The sequence below is a fragment of the Parendozoicomonas sp. 2304DJ65-17 genome, assembly GCF_058148445.1.
In genome coordinates this window covers 1-24,920 of record NZ_JBYVJV010000003.1, presented here as the reverse complement: position 1 = coordinate 24,920, position 24,920 = coordinate 1, and the positions used below count along the sequence as shown (strand labels likewise).

General features: G+C 47.8%; 22 protein-coding genes and 1 rRNA gene. 11 read left to right on the top strand and 12 right to left on the bottom strand.

Annotated elements, in window-relative coordinates:
* Positions 1-85: 85 nt before the first annotated feature.
* Positions 86-1,924 carry an excinuclease ABC subunit UvrC gene (uvrC, locus tag ACY2RR_RS09510; RefSeq protein WP_490107915.1) on the bottom strand — a complete coding sequence of 613 codons (1,839 nt, stop codon included), beginning with the start codon at positions 1,922-1,924 and terminating at the stop codon, positions 86-88.
* Positions 1,925-2,054: 130 nt separating this feature from the next.
* Here uvrC and ACY2RR_RS09505 point away from each other — a divergent pair, with 130 nt between their 5' ends.
* Positions 2,055-2,942 carry a hypothetical protein gene (locus tag ACY2RR_RS09505; protein ID WP_490107914.1) on the top strand — a complete coding sequence of 296 codons (888 nt, stop codon included), beginning with the start codon at positions 2,055-2,057 and terminating at the stop codon, positions 2,940-2,942.
* 2 nt (positions 2,943-2,944) lie between these two features.
* Here the strand turns inward: ACY2RR_RS09505 and ACY2RR_RS09500 are convergent, their stop codons facing one another.
* From ACY2RR_RS09500 to ACY2RR_RS09490, 3 genes are all read right to left on the bottom strand, one after another.
* Positions 2,945-3,622 carry a response regulator gene (locus tag ACY2RR_RS09500; protein ID WP_490107913.1) on the bottom strand — a complete coding sequence of 226 codons (678 nt, stop codon included), beginning with the start codon at positions 3,620-3,622 and terminating at the stop codon, positions 2,945-2,947.
* 189 nt (positions 3,623-3,811) lie between these two features.
* Entirely contained in the window at positions 3,812-4,426 is a 615-nt protein-coding gene (bamJ, locus tag ACY2RR_RS09495; protein WP_490107912.1) for a BamJ family beta-barrel-assembly machinery protein, read from the bottom strand.
* 165 nt (positions 4,427-4,591) lie between these two features.
* Positions 4,592-6,049 carry a catalase gene (locus ACY2RR_RS09490; protein WP_490107911.1) on the bottom strand — a complete coding sequence of 486 codons (1,458 nt, stop codon included), beginning with the start codon at positions 6,047-6,049 and terminating at the stop codon, positions 4,592-4,594.
* Between the two features lie 268 nt (positions 6,050-6,317).
* Between ACY2RR_RS09490 and ACY2RR_RS09485 the strand changes: the two genes are divergently transcribed.
* A complete protein-coding gene (locus tag ACY2RR_RS09485; RefSeq protein ID WP_490107910.1) occupies positions 6,318-7,922 on the top strand; it encodes an alkaline phosphatase in 1,605 nt (534 codons plus the stop codon).
* 78 nt (positions 7,923-8,000) lie between these two features.
* On the top strand, positions 8,001-8,546 hold the full coding sequence (locus ACY2RR_RS09480; RefSeq protein WP_490107909.1) for a DUF3299 domain-containing protein: 546 nt from the start codon (positions 8,001-8,003) through the stop codon (positions 8,544-8,546).
* Here the strand turns inward: ACY2RR_RS09480 and chrA are convergent.
* The 5 genes from chrA to ACY2RR_RS09455 form a co-directional block, all read right to left on the bottom strand.
* Entirely contained in the window at positions 8,530-9,753 is a 1,224-nt protein-coding gene (gene chrA, locus ACY2RR_RS09475) for a chromate efflux transporter (RefSeq protein ID WP_490107908.1), read from the bottom strand. The two genes, ACY2RR_RS09480 and chrA, sit on opposite strands and share 17 nt — an antisense overlap.
* Positions 9,753-10,070 (bottom strand): antibiotic biosynthesis monooxygenase family protein, encoded by a 318-nt coding sequence (locus ACY2RR_RS09470; protein WP_490107907.1) that lies wholly within the window; start codon positions 10,068-10,070, stop codon positions 9,753-9,755. The genes chrA and ACY2RR_RS09470 overlap by 1 nt, the downstream gene beginning before the upstream one ends.
* A 59-nt stretch (positions 10,071-10,129) precedes the next feature.
* Positions 10,130-10,312 carry an NF038104 family lipoprotein gene (locus tag ACY2RR_RS09465; RefSeq protein ID WP_490107906.1) on the bottom strand — a complete coding sequence of 61 codons (183 nt, stop codon included), beginning with the start codon at positions 10,310-10,312 and terminating at the stop codon, positions 10,130-10,132.
* A gap of 241 nt (positions 10,313-10,553) precedes the next feature.
* Entirely contained in the window at positions 10,554-11,483 is a 930-nt protein-coding gene (locus tag ACY2RR_RS09460) for an electron transfer flavoprotein subunit alpha/FixB family protein (RefSeq protein ID WP_490107905.1), read from the bottom strand.
* Positions 11,483-12,232 (bottom strand): electron transfer flavoprotein subunit beta/FixA family protein, encoded by a 750-nt coding sequence (locus tag ACY2RR_RS09455; RefSeq protein ID WP_490107904.1) that lies wholly within the window; start codon positions 12,230-12,232, stop codon positions 11,483-11,485. Before ACY2RR_RS09455 ends, ACY2RR_RS09460 begins: the two co-directional genes overlap by 1 nt.
* 330 nt (positions 12,233-12,562) lie before the next feature.
* On the opposite strand from ACY2RR_RS09455, the gene ACY2RR_RS09450 reads away from it, so the two are divergent.
* Complete coding sequence (locus ACY2RR_RS09450) at positions 12,563-14,218, top strand: electron transfer flavoprotein-ubiquinone oxidoreductase (protein WP_490107903.1); 1,656 nt, start codon at positions 12,563-12,565, stop codon at positions 14,216-14,218.
* A 120-nt stretch (positions 14,219-14,338) separates the two neighbouring features.
* Positions 14,339-14,794 (top strand): DMT family transporter, encoded by a 456-nt coding sequence (locus tag ACY2RR_RS09445; protein WP_490107902.1) that lies wholly within the window; start codon positions 14,339-14,341, stop codon positions 14,792-14,794.
* A 31-nt stretch (positions 14,795-14,825) separates the two neighbouring features.
* On the opposite strand, the gene ACY2RR_RS09440 is transcribed toward ACY2RR_RS09445, so the two are convergent.
* The gene (locus ACY2RR_RS09440) at positions 14,826-15,401 is read right to left on the bottom strand and encodes a DUF1285 domain-containing protein (protein WP_490107901.1); all 576 of its coding nucleotides are present in this window, start codon (positions 15,399-15,401) and stop codon (positions 14,826-14,828) included.
* A gap of 121 nt (positions 15,402-15,522) precedes the next feature.
* Between ACY2RR_RS09440 and ACY2RR_RS09435 the strand changes: the two genes are divergently transcribed.
* Together ACY2RR_RS09435 and ACY2RR_RS09430 are read left to right on the top strand one after the other, a co-directional pair.
* A complete protein-coding gene (locus tag ACY2RR_RS09435; RefSeq protein WP_490107900.1) occupies positions 15,523-16,449 on the top strand; it encodes a YiiX/YebB-like N1pC/P60 family cysteine hydrolase in 927 nt (308 codons plus the stop codon).
* Between the two features lie 198 nt (positions 16,450-16,647).
* Complete coding sequence (locus ACY2RR_RS09430; RefSeq protein ID WP_490107899.1) at positions 16,648-17,631, top strand: hypothetical protein; 984 nt, start codon at positions 16,648-16,650, stop codon at positions 17,629-17,631.
* A 38-nt stretch (positions 17,632-17,669) separates the two neighbouring features.
* Here ACY2RR_RS09430 and ACY2RR_RS09425 read toward each other — a convergent pair whose 3' ends face one another.
* Positions 17,670-18,560: a prenyltransferase gene (locus ACY2RR_RS09425; RefSeq protein WP_490107898.1), complete on the bottom strand. Its 891-nt coding sequence runs from the start codon at positions 18,558-18,560 to the stop codon at positions 17,670-17,672.
* Between the two features lie 205 nt (positions 18,561-18,765).
* Here ACY2RR_RS09425 and ACY2RR_RS09420 point away from each other — a divergent pair, with 205 nt between their 5' ends.
* From ACY2RR_RS09420 to ACY2RR_RS09405, 4 genes are read left to right on the top strand one after another with little or no spacing between them, the layout of a single operon-like run.
* Positions 18,766-20,571 (top strand): extracellular solute-binding protein, encoded by a 1,806-nt coding sequence (locus tag ACY2RR_RS09420; RefSeq protein ID WP_490107897.1) that lies wholly within the window; start codon positions 18,766-18,768, stop codon positions 20,569-20,571.
* A 40-nt stretch (positions 20,572-20,611) separates the two neighbouring features.
* The gene (locus tag ACY2RR_RS09415) at positions 20,612-21,703 is read left to right on the top strand and encodes a microcin C ABC transporter permease YejB (RefSeq protein WP_490107896.1); all 1,092 of its coding nucleotides are present in this window, start codon (positions 20,612-20,614) and stop codon (positions 21,701-21,703) included.
* Complete coding sequence (locus tag ACY2RR_RS09410) at positions 21,700-22,746, top strand: ABC transporter permease (protein ID WP_490107895.1); 1,047 nt, start codon at positions 21,700-21,702, stop codon at positions 22,744-22,746. Before ACY2RR_RS09415 ends, ACY2RR_RS09410 begins: the two co-directional genes overlap by 4 nt.
* Complete coding sequence (locus tag ACY2RR_RS09405) at positions 22,739-24,316, top strand: ABC transporter ATP-binding protein (protein ID WP_490107894.1); 1,578 nt, start codon at positions 22,739-22,741, stop codon at positions 24,314-24,316. The genes ACY2RR_RS09410 and ACY2RR_RS09405 overlap by 8 nt, the downstream gene beginning before the upstream one ends.
* 295 nt (positions 24,317-24,611) lie before the next feature.
* Here ACY2RR_RS09405 and rrf read toward each other — a convergent pair.
* A 5S ribosomal RNA gene (gene rrf, locus ACY2RR_RS09400) occupies positions 24,612-24,727 on the bottom strand.
* Between the last annotated feature and the right edge of the window lie 193 nt (positions 24,728-24,920).

Here is a 24,920-nt window from a genome sequence, read left to right as displayed (position 1 = left end):
CTTAGGTCCTTGATCTTGGGCGTACTGCCCGCAGGCAAGTCTACCAGACTTGCCTGCCGTAATGGCATAGCAGAAAAGACGGCTTTTAACCGGCGCTCAAGGCATCGTGAATCTGCTGAGCCATAGCCTGACTGATTCCCTGAACTTTAGCCAGCTCCTCCACCGTGGCCTCTTTCACACCTTTAACACTGCCGAAAAACGACAACAAAGCCGCTCTCCTCTTCGCGCCAACGCCCGGAATATCTTCCAGCTGGGATCGGGTTCTCTTTTTATCTCTACGCTGTCGATGACCGGTAATAGCGAATCGGTGGGATTCATCCCGCACCTGTTGCACAAGGTGCAACCCCGGTGTGGAAGCATCCAGAGCGTACTCTTTATTGGTGCGTCCGTTAATCAACACCTCCAGCCCTGGCTTCCGGGTTTCACCCTTCGCTACCCCAAACACGGTTATATGATCAAGCTGCAGGCTATTCATCACTTCCATAGCTTTATTCAGCTGTCCCAATCCACCATCAATCAACAAAAGATCTGGCAGAACGCCCTCTTCCTTTAAAACCCGGCAGTAGCGTCGTTCAACGGCTTGGTGAATAGCGGCATAGTCATCCCCCGGAGTAATACCACTGATATTAAAACGGCGGTAATCACTTTTGCGGGCACCTTCCTGATCGAAAACCACACAGGAAGCCACTGTACCCTCACCCATGGTGTGACTGATATCGAAACACTCAATCCGTTCCGGCATGGAACTGAGAGACAGCGCCTGTTGAAGCGAGAGGAAACGTTCATAAATATTGCGACGATCAGCCAGGTGGGAAGTTAATGTTTGGCGGGCATTGCGTTCAGCCAATGCCAGCCAGTCTTTTCTCTGACCTCTGACTTTATGGCGCAAGGTAACAGCTTTACCAGCCACAGAACGAATGGCTTCTGAGAGCGCCTCATGCCCGGCGATTTCCACCGGAAGAATAATATCCCGAGGGAAATCACGACTCCCCGCAAGACTGATGTAAAACTGCCCCAGAAAACTTTCCAGATTTTCCGCCAGACTGTCTTCATGACTGAAATCAGGAAAGAAATGCCGTGTACCCAGAACCTGCCCTCGGCGCACAAACATTACCAGTACACAGCTGCCACCCGGTTCACTCACGACTCCGACAATGTCCGCATCGCCAGAATCCACAGCAATCACCTGCTTCTCCTGCACCTTACGCAGATGATGAATGCTGTCCCGATAATCAGCCGCAGCCTCAAACTCCAGCTTTTCGGAAGCCTGCTCCATCCGGGAAATCAGATCGTAGATCAGCTCCTGATTCTTCCCCTCCAGAAACCCTATGGAATCCTGCACATCCTGTTGGTACTCAGCATCTTCAACCAAATCAACACAGGGGCCTTTGCAACGCTGAATCTGATATTGAAGACACGGGCGAGTACGGTTGCGAAAGTAACTGTCTTCACACTGCCGAACCCGAAATACCTTTTGCAACAACACAAGGCTTTCCCGGGCTGCTCCAGAGCTGGGATAAGGGCCAAAGTAACGCCCCTTCTTACGTTTAGCGCCGCGATGCAGAGCCAGACGAGGCCAGCGCCCTTCTGACAAAAAGATGAATGGGTAGGATTTATCATCCCTGAGCAGAATATTATAGGGAGGACGATTTTCCTTAATCAGGTTCTGCTCAAGAATCAGCGCCTCCCCTTCACTATTGGTGACAATAGTTTCGATGGAGCGAATCTTCTCAACCATCGCGGTTGTTTTCACGCTGCGTCCCTGAGGACGAAAATAACTGGCCAGCCGTTTTTTCAGGGATTTGGCTTTACCCACATAGAGCTTCTCTCCATTTCCATCCAGCATCTGATACACGCCAGGCTGCTCAGATGCTGTTTTAAGAAAAGCTTTATGATCAAAAGGTGATGTAGATTGCGATGACATACAGGCTAAGCCAAAAAAGTTCTGCGTAAAGGCTGAGAACTCTAGAGTACCTCTCACGTACATTTCAGAAAAGCACCCCAGCACAGCTTTGCTAGACTCACAACAATCACCACACTCAAGGATGAGATCAGTGAAACTGTTCAAGGTCATTAGCTGCGCACTTATACTCAGCTCTTCCGCATATCTGCACGCCGCCCAGACAACCACTGAAAAGCCAGCAGCACAGTCAAAGAAAGACGCCAAAATCGTAGAAAAAAGAGAACGCCTTTCGAAAGAAATGAGGCCACTGGCATTGAGCTATGGATCCACTACTGCCGCCTGGAACCGCCACTCCATAGGGCGCCTCACACTTGGCTCACGTTACATGCTACGGGATCATTATCTGGCCTGGCTTGAAATGGGTCGTAAAGCTGAGCCAAAGAAAAGTTACGAAGAACTTATGAAAGAAGCCATAAAAGAACTTGAACCCAGCACCCATGAGCGCCCCATGAATATGACACAACAGGCTGCTCCCACCGCAATATTGCGTAGTGAGTTCACCAATAAAATGAAGGAATGGACAACCAAGCAAGCTTCTGGGCGATTTTACAACGGCAGCAACACATCACCAGAAGATGCCGTACTGGCCTGCATTAAACCTCAACCAGCAGGAAGTACTGAAAACACCCTCAGGCACACCAGCGAAGCCTGCGAGCCGGGAGTCGATGCCATGAGTCACTGGCATGAAAACCTGGAAGGGAAAACCAGAAAACAATTAATGGAAAGGATGAAAACCTACACCTCCATGTTCATTACCTTTCTGGAAGCTGGTTTGAACTTTTCACTGTACCGGGAGATGGTACAACACCGTTCAGCTTTTCGAGATAACCTTAACGCCATGTTCGATGCAGGCATGCACCCGGAACATATCTCGGAGCGGCTTTATCGCGATGGCGTGTACTTCGAAGTGGTGCATAACAAAATCCGCTACCACTTCAAAAAGAAACAGGTGGGCGTTCCTACGCCCCCAGCTAAATAATGTTAGCTGACAACATCTAGTGTGCCCTTCTCCTGAGGAGGGCCAACTTCAACCAAGCCATGACGAATGGCCAGCCTTGCCAAAGCCACATCATTTTTTACGCCAAGCTTTTCAAAAATCCGGTAGCGATAGCTGTTCACGGTTTTAGATTCAATTTTCATCTGCTCAGCGATCTGGGACACTTTGAAACAATCGATCACCATCATTGCCACCTGAAACTCCTGAGGTGACAAAGCATCAAACGGATTGGATGTTTGGGTAAAGGATTGAACAGCAATTTCCTGAGCGATATTAGGACAGATATAACGCTGACCAGAATAGACACTCTTTATTGCCCGCACCATTTCCTGCAAGTCTCCACCTTTAGTGAGATAGCCCCAGGCACCGGCTTCAAGAATTTTTCGGGAATGAACTGCATCATCCAATGCAGAGAGAGCGATAACTTTTGCATCAGGACAACTGGCTGCTAAACGACGAGTGGCTTCCAATCCACCCATACCCGGCATCCGGATATCCATCAAAACTATGTCGACAGGTGTTGTACGACAAAAAGCCTGAACTTCTTCACCTGAACATGCTTCCCCGACAACATCAACACCCTGGGTATCTGCCAGCATGCGAACAAGACCACATCTTACAAGCTCATGGTCATCTGCTACCAGAACACGAATGAGAGCCACAAAGCACCCCATATATTATCGTTATTAGTGGTGGCGTCCTGCCGTCTATATCCAAACATCTTTTACATTTCTCCTGAGAGAATCAGAGAAATGTAAAGAAACAGCATACCATTTCAAGGGGGCTGGTAAATAGCTTCAAAAAAATAACAGCAGCCTGAAGAGGCTGCTGTTATTTATAAAGAGTCAGTTTCAGGCAACAACTGCCAGAACTTCCACTTCAAAGACCAATACAGAATATGGAGGGATGGAGCCGGCACCGTTTGCGCCGTAAGCCAGATCCTGAGGGATAAACAGCTTGAACTTGTCGCCTACAACCATCAGCTGCAGAGCTTCAACCCAGCCTGCGATAACGCCAGTTACAGGGAACTCAGCTGGATCATTACGGGCAACGGAGCTGTCGAAAACAGTACCGTCAATCATGGTGCCGTGGTAGTGAACACGAACAGTGTTGTCTTTAGAAACAGCTTCACCGTCGCCTTTTACCAGCACTTCATACTGCAGACCGGATTCAGTGGTAGTTACACCTTCACGGGCAGCGTTATCAGCCAGGAAAGCGTTACCAGCAGCGATAGCGTCGGCAGATTTGGCTTCAGCAGCTTCCTGCATTTTCTTGGTGATAATCTGGAAAGCTTCGTTGATAGCTTCCGGAGCAACGGCCATCTCTTCACCGTTCAGGGAATCCGCCAAGCCTTGCTGTACAGCAGCGATGTCCAGGCCTTCGAAAGTCTGACGGGCAAGCTGGTCACCCATTTGACGACCGATACCGTAGCTGGCTTTTTGTTCCATGGATTCGTATTGAGACATTGACAACACTTCGTTTTGTTGGAAAAGCCCGGAGTCTGCTGGAAACAGACCATAAATACAAGATCAGGGGGCATCTGCAGGGAAGGGGAAAGCGGCAGAGCTACCATTCAAACCCAAAAGGAAGCATTTCAATGGCAGCGCCCGGTTGATACATGCTAAACGATACTAACCAGCATCCAAATCAGATACCGGAATATTTAAAGCTATTGCAACCCCCTCCCCATAGGCTTTATCGGCCTGCATACAGTGGCAGATATGGCGTAACTGTATTTCTTCAGGTGCATCACCAATGGAGCGGGCAGTGTTTTCAAACAATAACTGTTGTTGCTCAGCAGACATCAACCGGAACAAATTACCCGCTTGGGAGAAATAATCTTTATCTTCGCGATGATCCCAGTGCGCAGCAGCACCACTCAATTCGAGAGGCGGCTCACCATGCTCTGGTTGCTCTTGCCACTCTCCTTCACTATTGGGCTCGTAACCAATAGTACTGCCATAGTTGCCATCCACCCGCATCTGACCATCACGGTGGTACCCATGTACCGGGCAACGGGGCGCATTCACAGGAATAGAATTATGGTTCACGCCCAAACGGTAACGCTGGGCATCACCATAGGAAAATAATCGCCCCTGAAGCATTTTATCTGGAGAGAAACCAATACCAGGAACAATGTTGGCGGGATTAAACGCAGCCTGTTCCACTTCAGCAAAATAGTTTTCAGGGTTGCGATTCAACTCCAGAACACCAACATCCATTAGCGGATAGTCTTTGTGGGGCCAAACCTTGGTCAAATCAAAGGGATTATAAGAAACCTTTGCAGCATCAGCTTCTGGCATTACCTGAACCTTAAGATTCCATTTTGGATAATCGCCAGCTTCAACACTTTCAAACAGATCTTTCTGGTGGCTTTCCCGATCTTTACCAATCAACTCTTCTGCTGCTTCATCGGTCAGGTTTTTTATACCCTGCTGAGACTTCAGGTGGAACTTCACCCAGAAACGCTCATTATCCGCATTAATAAAACTGAAAGTATGACTGCCAAAACCATGCATATGGCGATAGGTTGCAGGAATGCCACGATCACTCATAACAATGGTGATTTGATGCAGAGCCTCTGGCAATGCCGTCCAGAAATCCCAGTTATTTTTGGCGCTGCGCAAATTGGTTTTTGGGTCACGCTTCACCGCATGATTGAGATCCGGAAACTTCAGTGGATCACGAAGGAAAAATACAGGCGTGTTATTTCCAACAAGATCCCAGTTGCCTTCTTCCGTATAGAACTTTACGGCAAAACCGCGAATGTCTCTTTCCGCATCAGCGGCACCACGTTCGCCAGCTACAGTTGAGAAGCGGACAAAGAGATCAGTTCTCTTACCAACCTCTGAAAAGATTTTCGCCTTGGTAAATTTGGAAATATCGTGAGTAACAGTGAATGTACCGTAGGCGCCCGAGCCCTTGGCATGCATACGCCTTTCGGGAATAACTTCCCGGTCAAAATGCGCCAGTTTCTCTAAAAACCACACATCCTGCAGAAGTTGAGGACCTCTGGGACCAGCCGTCATTACATCTTGATTATGGGCGACCGGGCAACCAGTGACTGTTGTAAGTTTTTTACCAGCCATCAATAACTACCCCTTTACCTTGCTTACCGGATCAAAGAGTCCCTGATGACATAGCCGATCATCAAGGACATAGAATTTCCTCATCTGAAAAAGGATAGACGGATTTCAAAATCCGCACCCTGTCACAAAAATGAAACAAAAGTTGATTGAGCAACACAAAATACGACACATGTCATATTTCATGACCTCTCCTCAACCGATAGTATTGCCGCCCCTGCAAAAGTGACAAATACAAATAAATTTCACACAACAAAGAAGAAGTAGCAGTATGAAATACAAGCCTACCAAAGGCATTCTTACCGCAGGCATTCTGGCAACCTCTCTTGCCATGCCAGCTATCAGCCAGGCGGCCGCCAAGAATGTCATTCTGATGATTGGTGACGGTATGGGTATTCAGCAGGTTGGCCTGCTGGAAACCTATGCTAATCGTGCTGAAAGCTCACCATACAATGGCGAAATGACAGGTCTGGCCAAGATAGCCAAACACGGCAAAATTGCCCTGTCCCGAACCAGCCCTATCGATACACTTGTTGTTGACTCTGCCTGTTCAGCAACACAGCTTGCTATCGGCGAACCAACTCTTTCAGAAGTTATTGGCATTGATGCTGAAGGTAATCCAACCGAAACCATTCTGGAACTGGCCGAAAGTTATGGTATGGCAACCGGTCTGATTTCTGATACCCGCGCCACACATGCAACACCCGGTGCTTTTGCCGCCCACGTTGCTCACCGCAGCATGGAGAATGAAATTGCGGTACAGATGATTGACAATGATGTGGACGTTATCCTCTCTGGTGGTGCACGTCACTTCCTGCCTCGGAAAGTGAATGATAAAGGCAAAGCCTACAACACCTGGGTTCGCCGAACTGAAGGTGCATTCAGCGTAAAATCCAAGCGCACTGACAATGTCAACCCTCTGAAGAACGCTATCCGTGCAGGTTATAAGACAGCTTTCACTTGGGAGCAGATGGAAAAGGTTCAGGAAGGTAAACTGCTGGGGCTGTTTGCCAGCTCTGCCATGATGAATGGCATCGACTGGGAAGAGACTAAAGACACCCCAACCGCACGTACCCAGCCAACTTTAAAAGAGATGACCATGAAGGCACTGGACATCCTTTCTCAGGATGAAGACGGTTTCTTCCTGATGGTTGAAGGTGGTCAGATTGATTGGGCCGGTCATGAGAATGACGCAGGCTCCATGCTTCATGAAATGCTGAAGTTTGATGAAACTGTTAACTACGTTTACGAGTGGGCCGCTCAACGTGGCGATACACTCGTTGTGGTAACAGCTGACCATGAAACTGGCTCTTTTGGCTTCTCTTACAATGCCAACAACATCCCTGATGTGGACTGGAGCAAGCCTGGTTCTGCCTTCGAGGGCCTGGGTTACCAGCCTCAGTGGAACTTTGGTGATCTGGATATTCTAGACAAGCTGGCGAACCAGAAGAAGTCTTTTGCTCATACCTGGTATGAGTTTTCAGACCTTGATCCCAGCGAACAGACGGCTGCTCGCCTGGCAGAAATGATGAATTCCTACAATGATTTCAATGTCACAGTTGAAATGGCCGGGCAGGTTCTGGCCACCGAAGCCAATGAGTTCTTTGTTGAGAACCACAGCTATCTGGGCGCCAAAACCTTCCCGAAAATTAATGACTTCAAGTCTTTCTATGTTTACGGCGAAGAAAACCGTGCTGACCTGATGGGTCGTGTTATGGCACGTCAACAGCACACTGTCTGGGGAACCGGAACTCACACTGACACCCCAGTTGGCGTCTTTGTTTATGGCCCACGTGGTGATAAGCGCAAGTTCAAGGGCATCATGAGCCACCCAGAGGTTGGATCAGCCCTGAAAAAAGTTATTACCAGTTACTAATACATAGCTGATAAATAAGAAAACCGGTCGTTTTCGGGCGATCGGTTTTTACCGTTCACTGCTTGTACGACCATTTTGATGAACAACACATTTAAATTTTTTATAGCCGGGCTTGCCAGCATTTGCCTGAACGTTGGGGCTGAAGAAAGCACCCAGCCAGACACCAAGATTGCATATCATACTTTGCAGTGGGATGACCTTACCCCAGACCCTGATTTAAAACTCCTTGAACAATACAAGAATGGCGAACTATCCAGTGGAGAACTGCGCACATACATCAATACGTTCTATCAGACACCGCGCCCGGAACTTGATACTATGAAAGTATCACTGACTGGCTATCTGGTGCCGCAGAATGTTGGAGAGAGTGGCGAGAGTACTCATTTCGCGCTGGTCAAAAAAATAGGCAGCTGGAGCCATACAGACAAACAACTGAAACCGAATCAGGTTGTTATTGTAAAGTATCCAGCAGGCCTGCAGCTGGAGCACTCAACCCGTGTTCGCTATCGGGTTACAGGAACCCTCAACGTGGGTGACTACACAACACCAGCTACCGAAAGTTTTTATCAAATTGCAGCTAATAAAATTTACGTTGACCCTAAACGCTTTAATGAAAAGTATTAAGAGCCATCAGCACGCTTGCCAAAGTACAGAACATAACAACTCTTAAAGGGGGCTGTTTCCATAGCGTCAGCATGGCGAAACCAATCAGCACTATTGCAAGGTCAAAACCACCTGTAATACCTGATGTGAAAACCGGATCATACAAAGCGGCACCCAACAACCCTACAACAGCAGCATTTACACCTGCGATCGCACGAACAGCGAAAGCATTGTGAGATATAGACTGCCATAGCGGCAACGCAGCAGAAACCAACAGGAAACCCGGCAAAAACATAAACAATAGTGCAACAGAAGCACCGGCTACACTACCAAACTCATTCGGAACAATGGCACCGAGGTAGGCAGAAAAAGAAAACATTGGCCCAGGAATAGCCTGCGATGCACCATAGCCGGCCAGAAAGCTTTCATTGCTTACCCAACCACTGGCAACCACAGAGTCTTCCAGCAGCGGCAAAACAACATGCCCTCCACCAAACACCAAGGCTCCCGCGCTATAAAAAGCCTCTGCCAAGCCCAACAGTTTGGATTGATCTGCGCACAACATCAGTGCGAATAACAAAAAGGCAAACAGAGCAAAAAGGATAAATCCCGTGCGTTTGCCGTAGGAAATTTTCAGAGAGGCCTGAGATTCTGAAGCCACCTCCCGACACAACCAGATTCCTGCAACAGCACCACCGAGAACTACCAGAATCTGGACCCAGGCTGAACCTGCCAGCAACAGAACACTGGCAGCAACAACTGCAATACTGCGCCGTTGCATATCTGGGCACAGTTTTTTAAACATCCCTAACACGGCATCCGCCACCACAGCACAGGCCACCAGCTTTAAACCGTGGATAGCAGCCTCACCAATTGAGCCTGAGAGATAAGGAAGAGCGGAAGCGAAAGCAATTAACAACAGAGCAGAAGGAAGGGTAAATCCAATAAAAGCGGCAAAAGCACCAAACCAGCCAGAACGCAGCAACCCCAGCGCAAACCCAAGCTGACTACTGGCCGGGCCGGGTAAAAACTGGCAAATAGCCAACAACTGGGCATATTGGCTCTCGTTCACCCAGCGCTGTTTTTCCACCAGTTCTTTATGAAAATAACCAAGGTGTGCGACAGGCCCACCAAAAGAAGTCAGCCCCAGCTTGAAGAAGGTACCAAAGACATTGGCAACACTACCTTGAGTATCTTTATGGTTGCTGTGCGGTAATGAAGTATTCATCAGGCGCCATACTCCCGCTCAACCTTACTGATTCTGACTCTAAACTCTGAATACCATTGTTCACGACCAAGCCGACGTGCTTCACGGTGCTCAGCGTTCTGCTTCCAAGCCTTTATCGATTCGAGATCCTGCCAGTAGGAAACGGTGACCCCCACTTCCTCTCGTGCCGATTCCATACCGAGAAAACCCGGCTGCTTCGAAGCCAGCTCAACCATACGTGTAGCCATATTGCCGTAGCCATTATCACCCTCTGTACGAACAGAAGAAAAAATAACGGCAAAGTATGGCGGCTTTGGTGTTTTCGCCAGAAAGCTCATACGTCCACCATCGGGTTTTTATCGTTTTTTATTTTTCCGATAAGCAGTTGAGAAGACGGTTAATCGTCGTCTTCATCATCTCCATCGGGAATAACAGCACCAACAACTGCAACAGTTCCCTTAACTGTTACAGCGACAACATCAACAGCAGTGGATACCACCGCGTCGGTTACGGCAATAACCGTACACCCATTCAAAAGCGACAAACAGGAAAATAACAACAGAGTGAAAAGTTTTTTCATGGAGGGGAAATACATCAATCTCAATGGAAGGCCCAAGTCACTGCCATAACAGACAGTGGGAAAACCTGTTGAGAATAACCCGAACCTTTAATCTCTGCCCATTCTTGGCTATTACCTATTTTTTCTTGATATCAACAACCGAAACAAAAGTTTTGAGCACTAAAAAACCCGCACCAACAAGTTGATACGGGTTTTCTGCACAGGGCCAGTGCAATACTGCTATTTGCTACTGCACTAGGAGTTAAACCTTGCCGGTCAACTCTGGTACAGCTTCAAACAGATCAGCAACCAGACCGTAGTCTGCTACCTGGAAGATTGGAGCCTCTTCATCCTTGTTGATAGCAACAATGATCTTGGACTCTTTCATACCTGCCAGATGCTGGATGGCACCAGAGATACCAACGGCAACATACAGCTCAGGAGCAACAATCTTACCGGTTTGACCAACCTGCATATCGTTAGGTACGAAGCCAGCGTCAACAGCCGCACGGGATGCGCCAACAGCAGCACCCAGTTTGTCTGCCAGGCTGTAGAGAATTTCAAAGTTCTCACCGTTACCCATGCCACGACCACCAGATACTACGATACCGGCAGCAGCCAGCTCTGGACGGTCAGACTTGGCCAGTTCTTCGCCAACAAAAGCAGAAGTACCAGCATCGTGGGCAGCACCCAGCTGTTCAACAGCAGCAGAACCACCAGTGGCAGCAGCTTTATCGAACGCAGTACCACGAACAGTGATCACCTTAACAGCCGCAGAAGACTGAACAGTTGCGATCGCGTTACCGGCGTAGATTGGACGCTTGAAAGTATCAGCACTTTCAACGCTAACGATGTCAGAGATCTGATCAACGTCCAGCAGAGCCGCTACGCGAGGCAGAATGTTCTTACCGTTAGTGGTCGCAGGAGCCATAATGTGGCTGTAATCCTTACCGGCTTCAGCAATCAACAGGCTCACGTTTTCAGCCAGCTGGTTCTCAAAGGAAGCGCTGTCGGCAACCAGAACCTTGCTTACACCATCAACCTGGGCAGCAGCTTCCGCTACAGAACCACAGGAGGAACCGGCAACCAGTACATCAATATCACCGCCAACAGCTTTGGCAGCGGTTACTACAGCCAGCGTTGCAGCATTCAGGCTGGCATTGTCGTGTTCAGCTATTACCAGAACGCTCATCAGATCACCTTCGCCTCATTCTTGAGTTTCTCAACCAGCTCATCCACGCTGCCAACCTTGATACCAGCCTGGCGCTCAGCAGGAGCTTCCACTTTCAGTTGAGTAATGGTTGAAGCGGTTTCAACGCCGTACTCTGCCGGAGTCTTAACAGCCAGAGGCTTGCGCTTAGCCTTCATGATGTTAGGCAGAGATGCGTAACGAGGCTCATTCAAACGCAGATCAGTGGTCACAATCGCAGGCAGGTTCAGCGCAACAGTTTGCAGACCGCCATCAATTTCACGAGTGACATTCACTTTGCCGTCAGCCACTTTCACTTCAGAAGCGAAAGTACCCTGAGGCAGGCCTGCCAGTGCAGCCAGCATCTGACCAGTCTGGTTGTTATCGCTATCGATAGCCTGCTTACCCAGGATAACCAGGTCAGGCTTTTCTTCTTCGTAAACTGCTTTCAGCAGCTTGGCAACAGCCAGAGAGTCGAGCTTGTCTTCAGTTTCTACCTGAATACCACGGTCAGCACCCAGCGCCAGAGCGGTACGAATCTGCTCCTGGCACGCTTTAGGACCCATGGACACTACGACGATCTCACTGGCAACACCCTGCTCTTTTAACCGCACGGCTTCTTCAACGGCGATTTCGCAGAAAGGGTTGATGGCCATTTTTACGTTGGTCAGATCAACATCTGTATTGTCAGACTTAACACGTACCTTGACGTTGTAGTCGATGACGCGTTTGACAGCTACAAGAACCTTCATATGTATGCAGCCTTCCTTTTCGTTGTTGGGCTGGAGCGGTTTGTGAGTACAACCGCTGCCCTGCATCACAAGAGCAGGCGCAGGCTACTCACCCCCTTCGCGCGACCGAGTGTATCAGTAGCACAGTACGTATTCAAACGTATGTTTGATACGCAGCCACCTATACCGTCCTGCATCAATAAGGAGGGAAATAAGCAGGCTGACAATTTTTATATACGTAGTTGCCGTTGGCACTAGCGAAAGTCACCAGTATAATGCGCAAAAAATTTAAACGAGCGTTTGACTCGAACAAGTCGAAATTCGCCGCATTGCCCAAGCAGGAGGTCTGTCATGGAACGTGAATCCATGGAATTTGATGTTGTCATCGTTGGCGGTGGCCCGTCAGGTCTATCCGCAGCCTGTCGTCTGATGCAACAGGCTCAGGAAACCGAGCAGGAACTGACTGTCTGCCTGGTAGAAAAAGGTTCAGAAGTTGGTGCACATATCCTTTCCGGTGCAGTCTTTGAACCCCACGCCCTGAATGAACTCTTCCCAGACTGGAAAGAAAAAGGCGCCCCTCTTAATACCCCGGTTACCGGTGACGAAATTCACTACCTGACCGGCCCGAAAAGCGGTAAGAAATTCCCAGCCTTCATGACTCACAAAACCATGCACAATGAAGGCAACTACATTATCAGCCTTGGCAACCTGTGCCGCTGGCTGGGTGAGCAGGCAGAGCAACTGGGTGTAGAGATTTTCCCCGGCTTCGCCGCTCAGGAAGCCATCGTTGAAGATGGTGTGGTGAAAGGCATTATTACCGGTGATATGGGTATTGCCGAAGACGGCTCCCATAAAGACAGCTATATGCCTGGCATGGAGTTGCGTGCCAAGTACACCCTGTTTGCCGAAGGCTGCCGTGGTCATATCGGTAAAAAACTGATCAATGACTTCAAACTCGATGAAGGCAAAGATCCTTCCCACTACGGTATCGGTATTAAAGAACTTTGGGATATCCCTGCCGAGAAACATCAGCCCGGTCTGGTTCTGCATTCTGCAGGCTGGCCTCTGACAGAAAGTGGCTCTACCGGTGGTAGCTTCCTGTATCACCTGGAAAACAATCAGGTGGTTGTTGGTCTGATTACTGACCTGAACTACTCCAACCCACACGTAAGCCCGTTTGATGAATTTCAGCGTCTGAAAACCAACCCTCTTTACAAGCAATATCTTGAGGGCGGCAAGCGTGTTTCCTACGGTGCCCGTGCTCTGAACAAGGGTGGTCTTCAGTCTCTGCCGAAGATGACTTTCCCAGGCGGCCTGTTGATCGGTTGTGATGCTGGCACTATGAACAATGCCAAAATCAAAGGCTCTCACACAGCCATGAAGTCCGGCATGCTGGCTGCCGAATCCGTATTCGCAGCTATTAAAGGTGGCGACGAAGGCGGTCAGGAACTGACTGCATTCACTACTGCCTTTGAAAGCTCCTGGCTCCACGAAGAGCTACATGCCCAACGTAACTTCGGCCCACTGCTACACAAGTTTGGTGCCTTTGTGGGCGGCGCTATCGCCTGGTTTGATATCAACATTTTCAACGGCAAACTACCTTTCACTCTGCGCGACCCATCTGCGGATTACGCTCAGATGAAGCCAGCTTCCGAGTGCCCGAAAATTGATTATCCAAAACCTGATGGCAAGCTGACCTTCAATAAGCTGGATTCTGTATTCCTATCCAGCACTAACCATGAAGAAGACCAGCGCTGTCATCTGCAGCTGAAAGATGCCGACCTGCCGATTCGTGACAACCTGCCCAAGTTCGACGAACCCGCCCAGCGCTACTGCCCGGCCGGCGTTTATGAGGTGGTCAAAGATGAGGAAAGCGGCAACCAGCGTTTCCAAATCAACTCACAGAACTGCGTACACTGTAAAACCTGTGATATTAAGGACCCAGCTCAGAACATCACCTGGGTAACCCCAGAGGGTGCTGGCGGCCCGAATTATCCAAACATGTAAGCTTCATTAATACCCAAAACCCGGCCTCTGCGCCGGGTTTTCTTTTTCGTGCCCACGAATATCTCTATCCTAAACCGTGAACAACTTTCACTTTATTCAAACCCTCAGGCAGATTTCATTATGAGCAATACTCTTTCCTACTCTTTGCTGATGTTTATTGCCGGTCTGGGTATTCCCATCATGGCGGCTTTGAATGGGGGACTGGGAGCCCGTCTCCAGAATCCAGCCCTTGCTACAACTTTGCTGCTGAGCGTAGGTTTAATGATTGCTGCTGGTTATCTGTTACTTATGTCCAGAGAGGTGCCCACAGAGATTTTTCCTGAAAAAACACCGTGGTATTTTTACTTCGGTGGTTTCTTTGTGATGTTTTATATCCTGACAATCACCTGGGTCGCACCCCGTTTTGGTGTTGCCAATGCTGTGTCGTTTGTACTTCTTGGGCAGCTGGTTGCCATGAGCGCCATTGATCATTTTGGTCTGTTTGGCGCCCAGGTGTTTACTCTTGATCTTCGTAGACTTGCTGGGCTCGCCCTGATGGCTGTGGGAGTTTTTATGGTTTTAAGCGTAAAAAAATAAATACCCTTTTTGTCTGGTGCCAGTAATCCCCCTATTCTGGCACTGGAGCAATCAGGAAGAATTCTTCACAACTTTCCACTCCATACCAATCCATGCCATCAACAGTACGAATATCAGCTATCTCTACCAGCTCATAAAATACATTCCTGTGAATACGAGCTTCCAACCGGGCACGAATATGAATGTACGGCGCAGGTTCTTCTGTTCCGGGTGCACGCTCAACCCGTAAAGGGTGTTCAGTACTGGCAACAACGCTGTCCCCCACATTGGTGACAAACTTCAATGCCGCTTTGTCATCTTGAATGATTTGTTCGACAGAGATCACCACGAACGGAACATCTTCAACAGTAATACCAACTTTCTCAACCGGCGTTACCAGAAAGTAATCATCATCGTCCCGGCGCAAAACCGTAGAAAACAGTCGCACCATACGCTCACGTCCAATAGGGCTATTCATATAGTGCCAGGAGCCATCCCGCTTGATCACCATATCAATATCGCCACAAAACGGCGGATTCCATTTATGCACAGGGGGTAAACCACCTTTCTTGCTGGCCTCTGCTACCTGTTCCAGCAAACCACCCGCTCTATCTTTTTTATCTGTCACAGGATTGCCCTCTCCCCGTCATAGAACTGCAATACTTCTCTGCCATGTTGCAGATAATATGCGCCAACCATCATGAAGTCAGTATATGGGGTGCAATACTGCAAAATCGAGGAACTCGACAATGATTCAGGGAAGAATCCTGCGCAGTCTCTCCAATCCTTTTTCCAGACTATGGAAAACATTCAGCCACGCAATTTTTGATAAAGCCTGCCAGTGGCTGACTCAGGAAACCCCACTCACCACGACAGTGACCGACTATGAAGAACTGCGCCACGAGCTGAAACCCGGCGATGTAGTTCTGGTGGAAGGACGCTCCCGTGTCGCAAATATTATCCAGCGCCTGACCATGAGCCGATGGAGCCATGCGGTTCTTTATATTGGCCGCTTGGAAGATATTGAAGGTGAAAAGCTCAAACAGGCCGTGATTCGCCACTTCGACCGTTCCAGCTGCTCCAAACGCAACCCACAACTGATTATCGAAAGCGAACTTGGCATCGGCACCGTCGTGCGCCCCCTTCTGACGTATAAAGGTGAACACCTGCGTATCTGTCGCCCCGATGGACTGGCTCCCCAGGATCGCAACCGGGTTCTGGCATTTGCAGCTTCACGTTTGGGACAGGCTTACGATATCCGGCAAATTCTGGATTTACTCCGATTAAGCATTCCCGGAGGGATTTTAAGCCGCTGGCGCTCGGTGCTATTCCAGAATACCGAGACACCTGAACCGACTCCCAGAACCACCTGTGCAACACTGATTGCCGAAGCCTTCAGCTTTGTAAATTTTCCGGTCAGGCCACTGGTTCTTCAGGATAAAAAAGGTCATCGCCTGTATCAACGCAACCCTCTTTACTGCACACCGGGAGATTTTGATTACTCCCCCTGGTTTCAGGTCATGAAGTTTCCCTCCTCTGAGACCAGCTCCCGGGGCTTTTACCATAAATTGCCATGGCAACAGGGAACTCACCAGAATGACAAACTTGAACACGCACACCTTGATGGTCAGGCACTGGCAAAACTGAGGCGTAGCCGCGAGAGCCAGCTTCACTAGTGAACAAAAAAATAAACCTGCCAGAAGTGGAATAGACAGAGATACCTGCTACATATTGAGAATCATTCTCATAGCAGCTGTGGTATTTCAGTGAAAAACAGGCATTTTTCTCTATTTTTTGATGCTGAGGTCGCTTTTTCCTCATTCAACCGAAAGTGCACCCGTGCATTTTGCCTGTTAGCTCTGATCACACCGATCATGGGTTACACAAAGGTTACAGAGTTGTTTCCCAAGGGGGCACCGGCTTCATTCCAGATAAATGAACATACCTCAGTCAATGGCACGTCTCTGGCAACCATAACGCTGCGAGGGCTTCCAGGCACATACTCTCGCCTCGCACCGCTCGACAGAAGCACCAAGCCAGATTGTCACCAGCTTCAAGATGAACTACTCGATACATTCAACCTTGATCATGGACAGATAACCTTTGAGTGCAGTCGGGCTCCGGTAGCTGAAACAGCTATCACCTTAACATTAAAAGAAAAACCTGACTGGAAGCTCGCACGTATTACCTGGAATACTGGCTGGATGACTCTGACCGGCACACTTAAATCTTCCCTATCAATAGATAGGGAGCGAGTTCAGGGTCTATTAAGCAGTCAAAATAAAATGCTGGAAACGTCTTCAGCTCTAGCGAAGCAGTGGCCGGGGCTGGGCATGGATAACAAGAACCTACCAGCATCTGCCTGGTCATTTCTCACAGGTAGTAAAGGTGCACTATTTAATGGGCTTGTTGTCGCTTGGCACGGTTTCGAGCTTTACAACCACGGTGCGAAATCACTCAATGCTCTAAAAACAGGCAGTATGGCCAGCCTTTCCTCAAATCTTATAGCCCTGATAATCCACACTTTGGATGGCCTTGAACATGCAGATAACACGGCTCTTGGAAACTATGTTCATCTGAACTTCCGTGGAGATATTATTAAAGCCAGCCCTGCTCCTCATGCTACCAATATATCTTTATCCGGTATATCGCTTCTGCTTGCCGTTGATGGGCTGTTAACCCATGACCACGATCATGGTGTTGGTCATAGTCATGGTGGGCATGACCATGCATCTTCAAAGATTGATACTGCTATCTATATCTTTGAACGCCTTCATATTCTGCATCACTTGTACGAATTCTCAGAAGCTCTCAGCAGCTGGTACTACGGTGAAGACCCACACGAACACCACCATTAATGCTCAGAGGGCGACTTCTCAGCCGCCCTTCAAACAATCTAAATAGCTGCCATAAAACAGATGCCGAAAATCAGGAAATAACGGCCAGTTAACGGTGGCAGCTTTACAAGGCGTTTCCGCTCAGATTGCTCACGAACACTCTTTAAAAGGTAGACTGGCTTCTTTAGTGCCAGCGCAGGAAGAATCATCAAAAACGGAAAAGACAACGCACCAGAAAAACCAATAAGCAATGCCGAGACAAGAGCAGCTACACCCAGCAGCTGATAGATAACAGAAGAAGCGCCATAGCCAATCCGTACAGTAAAGGTGCCAATACCGTTACGGATATCTTCATCAACATCGCGCAATTCGTTAGCCAACAACAACATGCTGGAGATCAGGCTGACAGGAACAGAATACAGAAAAATATGATCCCCGAGATTACCGGCTACAGCCAGATAACTGCCAGCGACCATCAAGACACCGGTGAACAGAAATACACCTACAACACCAAGCCCGCGGTTTTTATAGGCAATCGGAGATGCGGTATAAAAATAACCACCAAGAAGCCCCAACAAACCAATCAGCAGCAGTTCCCACCCGGCATGAAAAACCAATACAACGCCCATCGCTGCCGCAACAACTGACATGGCCGCCGCAATTTTGGTGTTTCTTTTGATCATTTCAACAATATTGCTGGCATACAAATCATCACGACCTGCCCAGAGCGCGAGATCGGCATAATCATTAAACAGGTTGACCGCACCTTGAAGAAGGATACCAGCGATTAGAACCAGTGATGCCCGGAAAAAATCCCCATCACCAGCCCCATAAGCCAGTGCAATGCCCAAACCACAGGTCACCACCGCAACACTAAGTGAGAATGGCCGAAGAGCCCGCACAAACAAATATTTTGCGGGACCAGGAAGATGTAAAGCCTCTGAACTCATTGCAGTGATTCGCCCTGTAAGAAACCGGGAGAATAATAGTGAAGTCTGTTCGGCACGCCTACCCGCACACACCGAAATGATCAGAACTTTCAAAGGATATTAATGCTCGCATGAAACATTATGACTGCCAGATATAACGGGAACAGCAGTTCTCATATAAACACCTATAGTTTCAGGCAGGACACTCAAAATATAAGGTTCTGCCTTGATCTTTATTACCCGAGCCATTGCTTTATTACACGCCTTCACCTTTTCTATCTACGCCTTGGCTGACCCTCAGAAAGATGCCGATGGCATTACCTTCACGCACGCCGTCGCACTCCATGGCCAGCCAAAACATGGCATGGATATGAAACATTTTGAATATGTGAATCCGAATGCACCCAAAGGGGGAACACTGAATGTTTCCCAAATTGGCAACTTTGATACGTTTAACCTGTACGGGCCAAATGGAAAGGCACCCTATGGCCTGTTTTATACCAACGACACTCTTCTGGTGCGCAGCTGGAATGAACCGCTAACAAAGTACGGAGTGATTACAGAAAAGGTTGAACGCCCTGCAGACAACAGTTGGATTGCCTTTCATATTAACCCTGCCGCTCGTTTTCATGACGGAAAACCCGTAACTGCGGAAGATATCGTCTTCAGCTTTAAGGCATTAACGAAGAAAGGTAATTTATTCTGGCGACAGTTCTATCAGGACATAGCCAGCGTAGAGGCCACCTCAACTCACCGAGCCCTGTTTACCTTCAAACATAATAAAAACCGGGAACTCCCCCTACTCCTTGGTCAGCTGCCTGTGTTAGCAAGCCACTGGTGGAAACAACGGGACTTTAGTGAAACAACTCTCGATATACCTGTTGGCAGCGGACCTTACAAAATTCATCGCTTCCAACCCGGTCGTTTTGTTGAGTACAAAAGAAACCCTGACTACTGGGCTAAAAACCATCCGGTTAATGTTGGACGATTTAATTTCGATATTATTCGCTACGACTTCTTCCGGGATAACAATGTCGCCATGGAAGCAGTGAATAGTGGCGAGCTTAACTGGCGCATTGAGAGCGATCCCCGCTTCTGGGAAAAAGGTTATAACCGCAAAGCCATTGAGGAAGGTAAGCTGATCAAAGGCAGCTGGGTAAACCACAACCCACAAACAACCTCTCTGGTATTTAATAGTCGCAAACCATTGTTTCAGGATATCCGGGTCAGAGAAGCCATCGCCTCTCTGCTGGATATTGACTGGGTTATCAGCCATCTCCTGCATGGTTCATCCCGTCGTGCCCACAGCCTGTTTGCTGGAACAGAACTCGCTTCAACCGGGTTACCTGAAAACAATGAGCTTACCCTGCTCTCACAATGGAAAGACCAGTTACCTCCCCGCCTTTTTACCGAGCTATGGCCACCTGCGGCCAACAAAAGCAAAAGGGAAAAGCTGAAATATGCATTGAATCTTTTCAAACAGGCAGGCTATTCCCTTAAAAACAGCAAGATGACCAACCAGAACGGACAACCTGTTGTAATGGAAATGTTATTGGGCGATCCAAGTCTTGAGCGTCTTATCCAGGGGCAGGTACAGCGCCTTGCTGAAGCCGGTATAGAGATGCGCTTGCGAACGGTAGAAAGCTCCCGTTACCTCAAGCATATAAAGAGCCTGGACTACGACATTATTCTGCATACGTTCCGCCACACTCCTTCACCAGGGCAGGAGCAGATAAGCTTCTGGGGAAGTGAAGGCAGAGATGAACCTGGCACATTGAATTTTGCCGGCGTTAACAATCCTGCAGCTGACGGAATAACCCGGCAAATTCCATCGGCTCAAAGCTGGCCAGAGCTGGTGACACTGGTACACGCACTGGACCGCGTTTTGCTATGGGACTTTAAGGTTATTCCTTTGCTTTACAATCCTAACTGGCAGGTTATTTACAGCAATAAACTGGCTCATCCTGATCAAATGCCTAAATACAGTATTGAAAGAACAACATGGTGGGCTGTTCCTGAGTCTAAACTGTAAGCAATACGAAAGTCCTACAACCATAACAACGTAACTGTTAATGGCTGCATATATCCTCCGTCGTTTGTTACTGCTGATTCCAACACTGCTTGGAATCCTGTTGCTGAACTTTGTTATTGTGCAGGCAGCTCCAGGTGGCCCGGTAGAACAGATGATCGCCCAACTGGAAGGCTTTGATGTTGGCGCAACAAGCCGTATAAGCGGTGCAAGCGACGCGGATTCACAGCTCAACACCCTGGAATTCAACGAACATCAGGGCAGCCGTGCGCTCTCTCCTGAACTGATCAAACTTATAGAGAAACAATATGGCTTCGACCGCCCTGCGCCAGAACGTTTTTTTAAGATGGTGAAAGATTATGTCACTTTTGATCTTGGCCAGAGTTTCTACCGCACTATTGAAGTGACCGACCTGATTATTGAAAAACTGCCGGTTTCTATGTCACTGGGACTGTGGAGCACTTTGCTTGTTTATCTGATATCCATTCCTTTAGGGATTACCAAAGCCATAAAACACGGTACGTCTTTCGATGGCTGGAGCAGTCTGATTATTACCACAGGGTACGCTATTCCGGGATTCCTGTTTGCCATGCTTCTGGTCATTCTATTTGCCGGAGGCTCTTATTGGCAGATATTTCCTCTTAGAGGCCTCACTTCAGATAATTTCGAGCAACTAAGCTTCGCAGGTCAACTAGCCGATTATGCCTGGCATATGGTGCTTCCGATTACCGCTCTGGTTATAGGAAGCTTTGCCACTCTGACTCTGCTTACCAGAAACGCTTTTCTTGAAGAAATTCGCCATCAATACACCGTTACCGCCCGCTCCAAGGGCTTAACAGAACATCAGATACTGTTTCGACATATTTTCCGCAATGCCATGCTACTGGTAATCTCCGGCTTGCCGGCAGCTTTACTGAGTATCCTGTTCACCAACAGCCTTCTTATTGAGATTATTTTTTCTCTTGATGGTTTGGGTCTGTTGGGGTTTGAAGCGGTTATTCAGAGAGATTATCCGGTTGTTTTCGGCACACTCTATGTATTCACTCTGTTAGGTCTGCTAATAAAGCTTGTTGGCGATATTACTTATGTAGTGATTGACCCTCGCATTCATTTTGAAGCGAGGGCAACACTGTGAAGCATTCTCTTTTCAAGAAAAGACTTTTTAATCCGCTTAACCAAAGACGTTGGCAGGTTTTCAAAAAACACCGGCGCAGCTATATTTCCCTATGGTTGTTCCTAACTATTTTCATGACCAGTCTGCTTGCCGACGTCTTGGCCAATAACCGCCCACTATTGATTTTTTATCAGGGAAAAGTTTTTACTCCCTTTATAAACAGTTATCCGGAAACAGTTTTTGGTGGTGAGTTGGAACTGGAACCTGATTGGCAGGATGACTATATCAACCAACATATCGAAACGAATGGCGGAACTATCATCAGAGCTCCGATTCCATTCAATTACAGTACGATCAATTATCAACGGCCGGCACCTGCTCACCCTTCCTCGGAAAACTGGCTGGGGACAGATGATCAGGGGCGGGATGTTCTGGCCAGAGTTATTTACGGATTAAGAACGTCCATTTTATTTGGACTAACTCTTACTCTTGGCAGCACACTTCTTGGAATTGCAGCCGGTGCAATTCAAGGCTACTACGGAGGAGCTGTCGATCTTGCTGGACAACGTTTTCTGGAAGTCTGGTCGGGCCTCCCTGTACTTTATCTCTTAATTATACTTTCTGGATTAATTGATACCAGTTTCTGGTCACTGCTCATTATTCTTTTGTTGTTTTCATGGATGCCACTTGTTGATTTAGTAAGAGCAGAATTTTTGAAAGCAAAAAACTATGAATATGTGCTCTCCGCTCGAGCCATGGGGGTTCATACCCACAGGATCATTACCAGACATATTCTTCCTAACGCTCTGGTTTCAACCTTAACCTATCTGCCATTTATTTTGTGTGGTGCCATCACAACCTTGGCATCCCTGGATTTTCTTGGTTTTGGATTATCCGCAGGCTCGCCTTCCCTTGGTGAATTGATTGCTCAAGGAAAAAATAACCTTCAGGCACCATGGTTAGGAGTCACAGCGTTTGTAGTCACATCTTCTCTGTTAATTCTGCTGGTATTTATTGGTGAAGGAGTGCGGGATGCCTTAGATCCGAGGATCATCCATGGCTGAACCGCTACTAGAAATGCAGGATGTCTCAATTTTTCTGAATGGCCAGAAGAGGCTGGTCAGCAATATAAATTTGAAGGTTTATCCTGGTGAAACTCTGGCTCTTGTGGGTGATTCTGGTGCTGGAAAATCTTTGACGGCTTACAGCATTCCTCAGCTTTTGCCAGAACAAATGAAAGCAACTGGAAGGATCATATTTAACGATCAGGAACTCCTAACGCTGCCACCTCAAAAAATCAGAGATATTCGTGGCGGCAGTATCAGTATGATTTTTCAGGAACCCATGTCATCCCTAAACCCCCTGCACACAGTTGGCAAACAGGTACAGGAAAACCTGACTCTTCATAGTGGATTAACAAAAGCAGAAGCCAGAAAGTGCACTATTGCCCTATTTGAAGACGTTGAACTCCCCGATCCTGAAAATTTGATTGATCGCTTCCCGCACCAACTCTCCGGCGGGCAAAGACAGAGAGTTATGCTGGCCATGGCGATTGCTAATAAACCCAAGTTATTAATCGCAGACGAACCGACCACAGCTCTGGATGTCACCGTAGAGCAACAAGTCCTGAAGCTGATCAGAAAGCTTCAGGACAAATATCATATGGCTGTATTATTCATTACTCATGATCTGGGCATTGTAAGGCGCTACAGCAATTCCGTTTGTGTAATGTCCAATGGCAGGATTATTGAACAAGGAGAAACAGAAGGCGTATTTCACAACCCCAGACAGAAAATCACTCAGGAACTGATCAGCAGCCAACCATCGGGAACCCCTTACCTAACTCCCAGTGGACACGAACTGCTTCTGCACCTTACAAACTTTAAAGCCTGGTATCGAAATGCTCGATCATGGTTCCGTAAAAAAAGAATTATCCCCGTAGTCGATAACATTACCCTTGCTTTAAAACCAGGTGAAACTTTGGGTCTTGTGGGGGAAAGTGGTTCCGGGAAAACATCTCTTGGACTGGCTATTCTGCGCATGCTGAGTTCAGAGGGAGAAATACATTTCAAAGAGTTTCCAGTGCACCAACTCGATGAGAAAAGCTTCCGCCCTATTCGCAAAGATATCCAGCTGGTATTCCAGGATCCATTCGGCAGCTTAAGTCCAAGAATGACAGTAAAGGATATTCTCGAAGAAGGGTTGATCATCCATACCAAACTCAATGAGGAAGCAAGACATCAATTAATACTCAGCACTCTTAAGGAAATTGGTTTCGATGAAACAATTCTGGAACGCTACCCCCACGAATTTTCTGGTGGTCAGCGCCAGCGAATTGCCCTTGCCAGAGCGATTGTATTGAAGCCCGCTTTAATAATTTTGGATGAACCTACATCATCTCTGGATCGCAGATTGCAGCTCCAGCTCATAGAGCTTTTAAGAAAGCTTCAGAAAAATCACAATATTGCTTACATATTCATCAGCCACGATTTATCTGTAGTTCGAGTAATGAGCCATCGAATAGCTGTGCTGAAAAATGGGGAAATAGTTGAGAGAGGAGTTACTGAAGAACTGCTCAGGAACCCTCAGCACCCCTATACAAAAGCCCTCTTTGACGCAGCTTTTTCACAGTAGTCTCCCAAAACAGTTAAACCTGTTCTGCTTTAAATTTAGCGTTTGGACATAACCTAGCAGAAAACTTTAAATGAAAGCAAAATATATGATTGTATAATAAGAAAGATTTACAATATCAAAACTCAAGCATAAGCATTCAAAAGTTCGTTTCTTTTCAACGGAACAGAAACTCAAATCTATAAGCAGGCTAACTTAAGCAGTAAAGACAGGAGAGAGTTGAAGGGATTACGGAGTATCTTTTCGATTTAATAAGCAAAAACCCCGAACACAAAGTGCTCGGGGTTTTCTAATTAAAGCCTGGCGATGACCTACTCTCACATGGGGAAGCCCCACACTACCATCGGCGATACTTCGTTTCACTACTGAGTTCGGGATGGGATCAGGTGGTTCCAAAGCCCTTTCGTCGCCAGGCAAAACTGTGATGAAGACGATCATTCGATCTTGTGTCTCCATCTATAGAATCTGTCGTTTGTTGCTGACACTGTAGTATGTGTCGATCGTTTCGCGTTACTTGGATCTTCTTTCTTAAGATCGCTTTGGCGTTATATGGTCAAGCCGCACGAGTCATTAGTACTGGTTAGCTCAACGCCTCACAACGCTTACA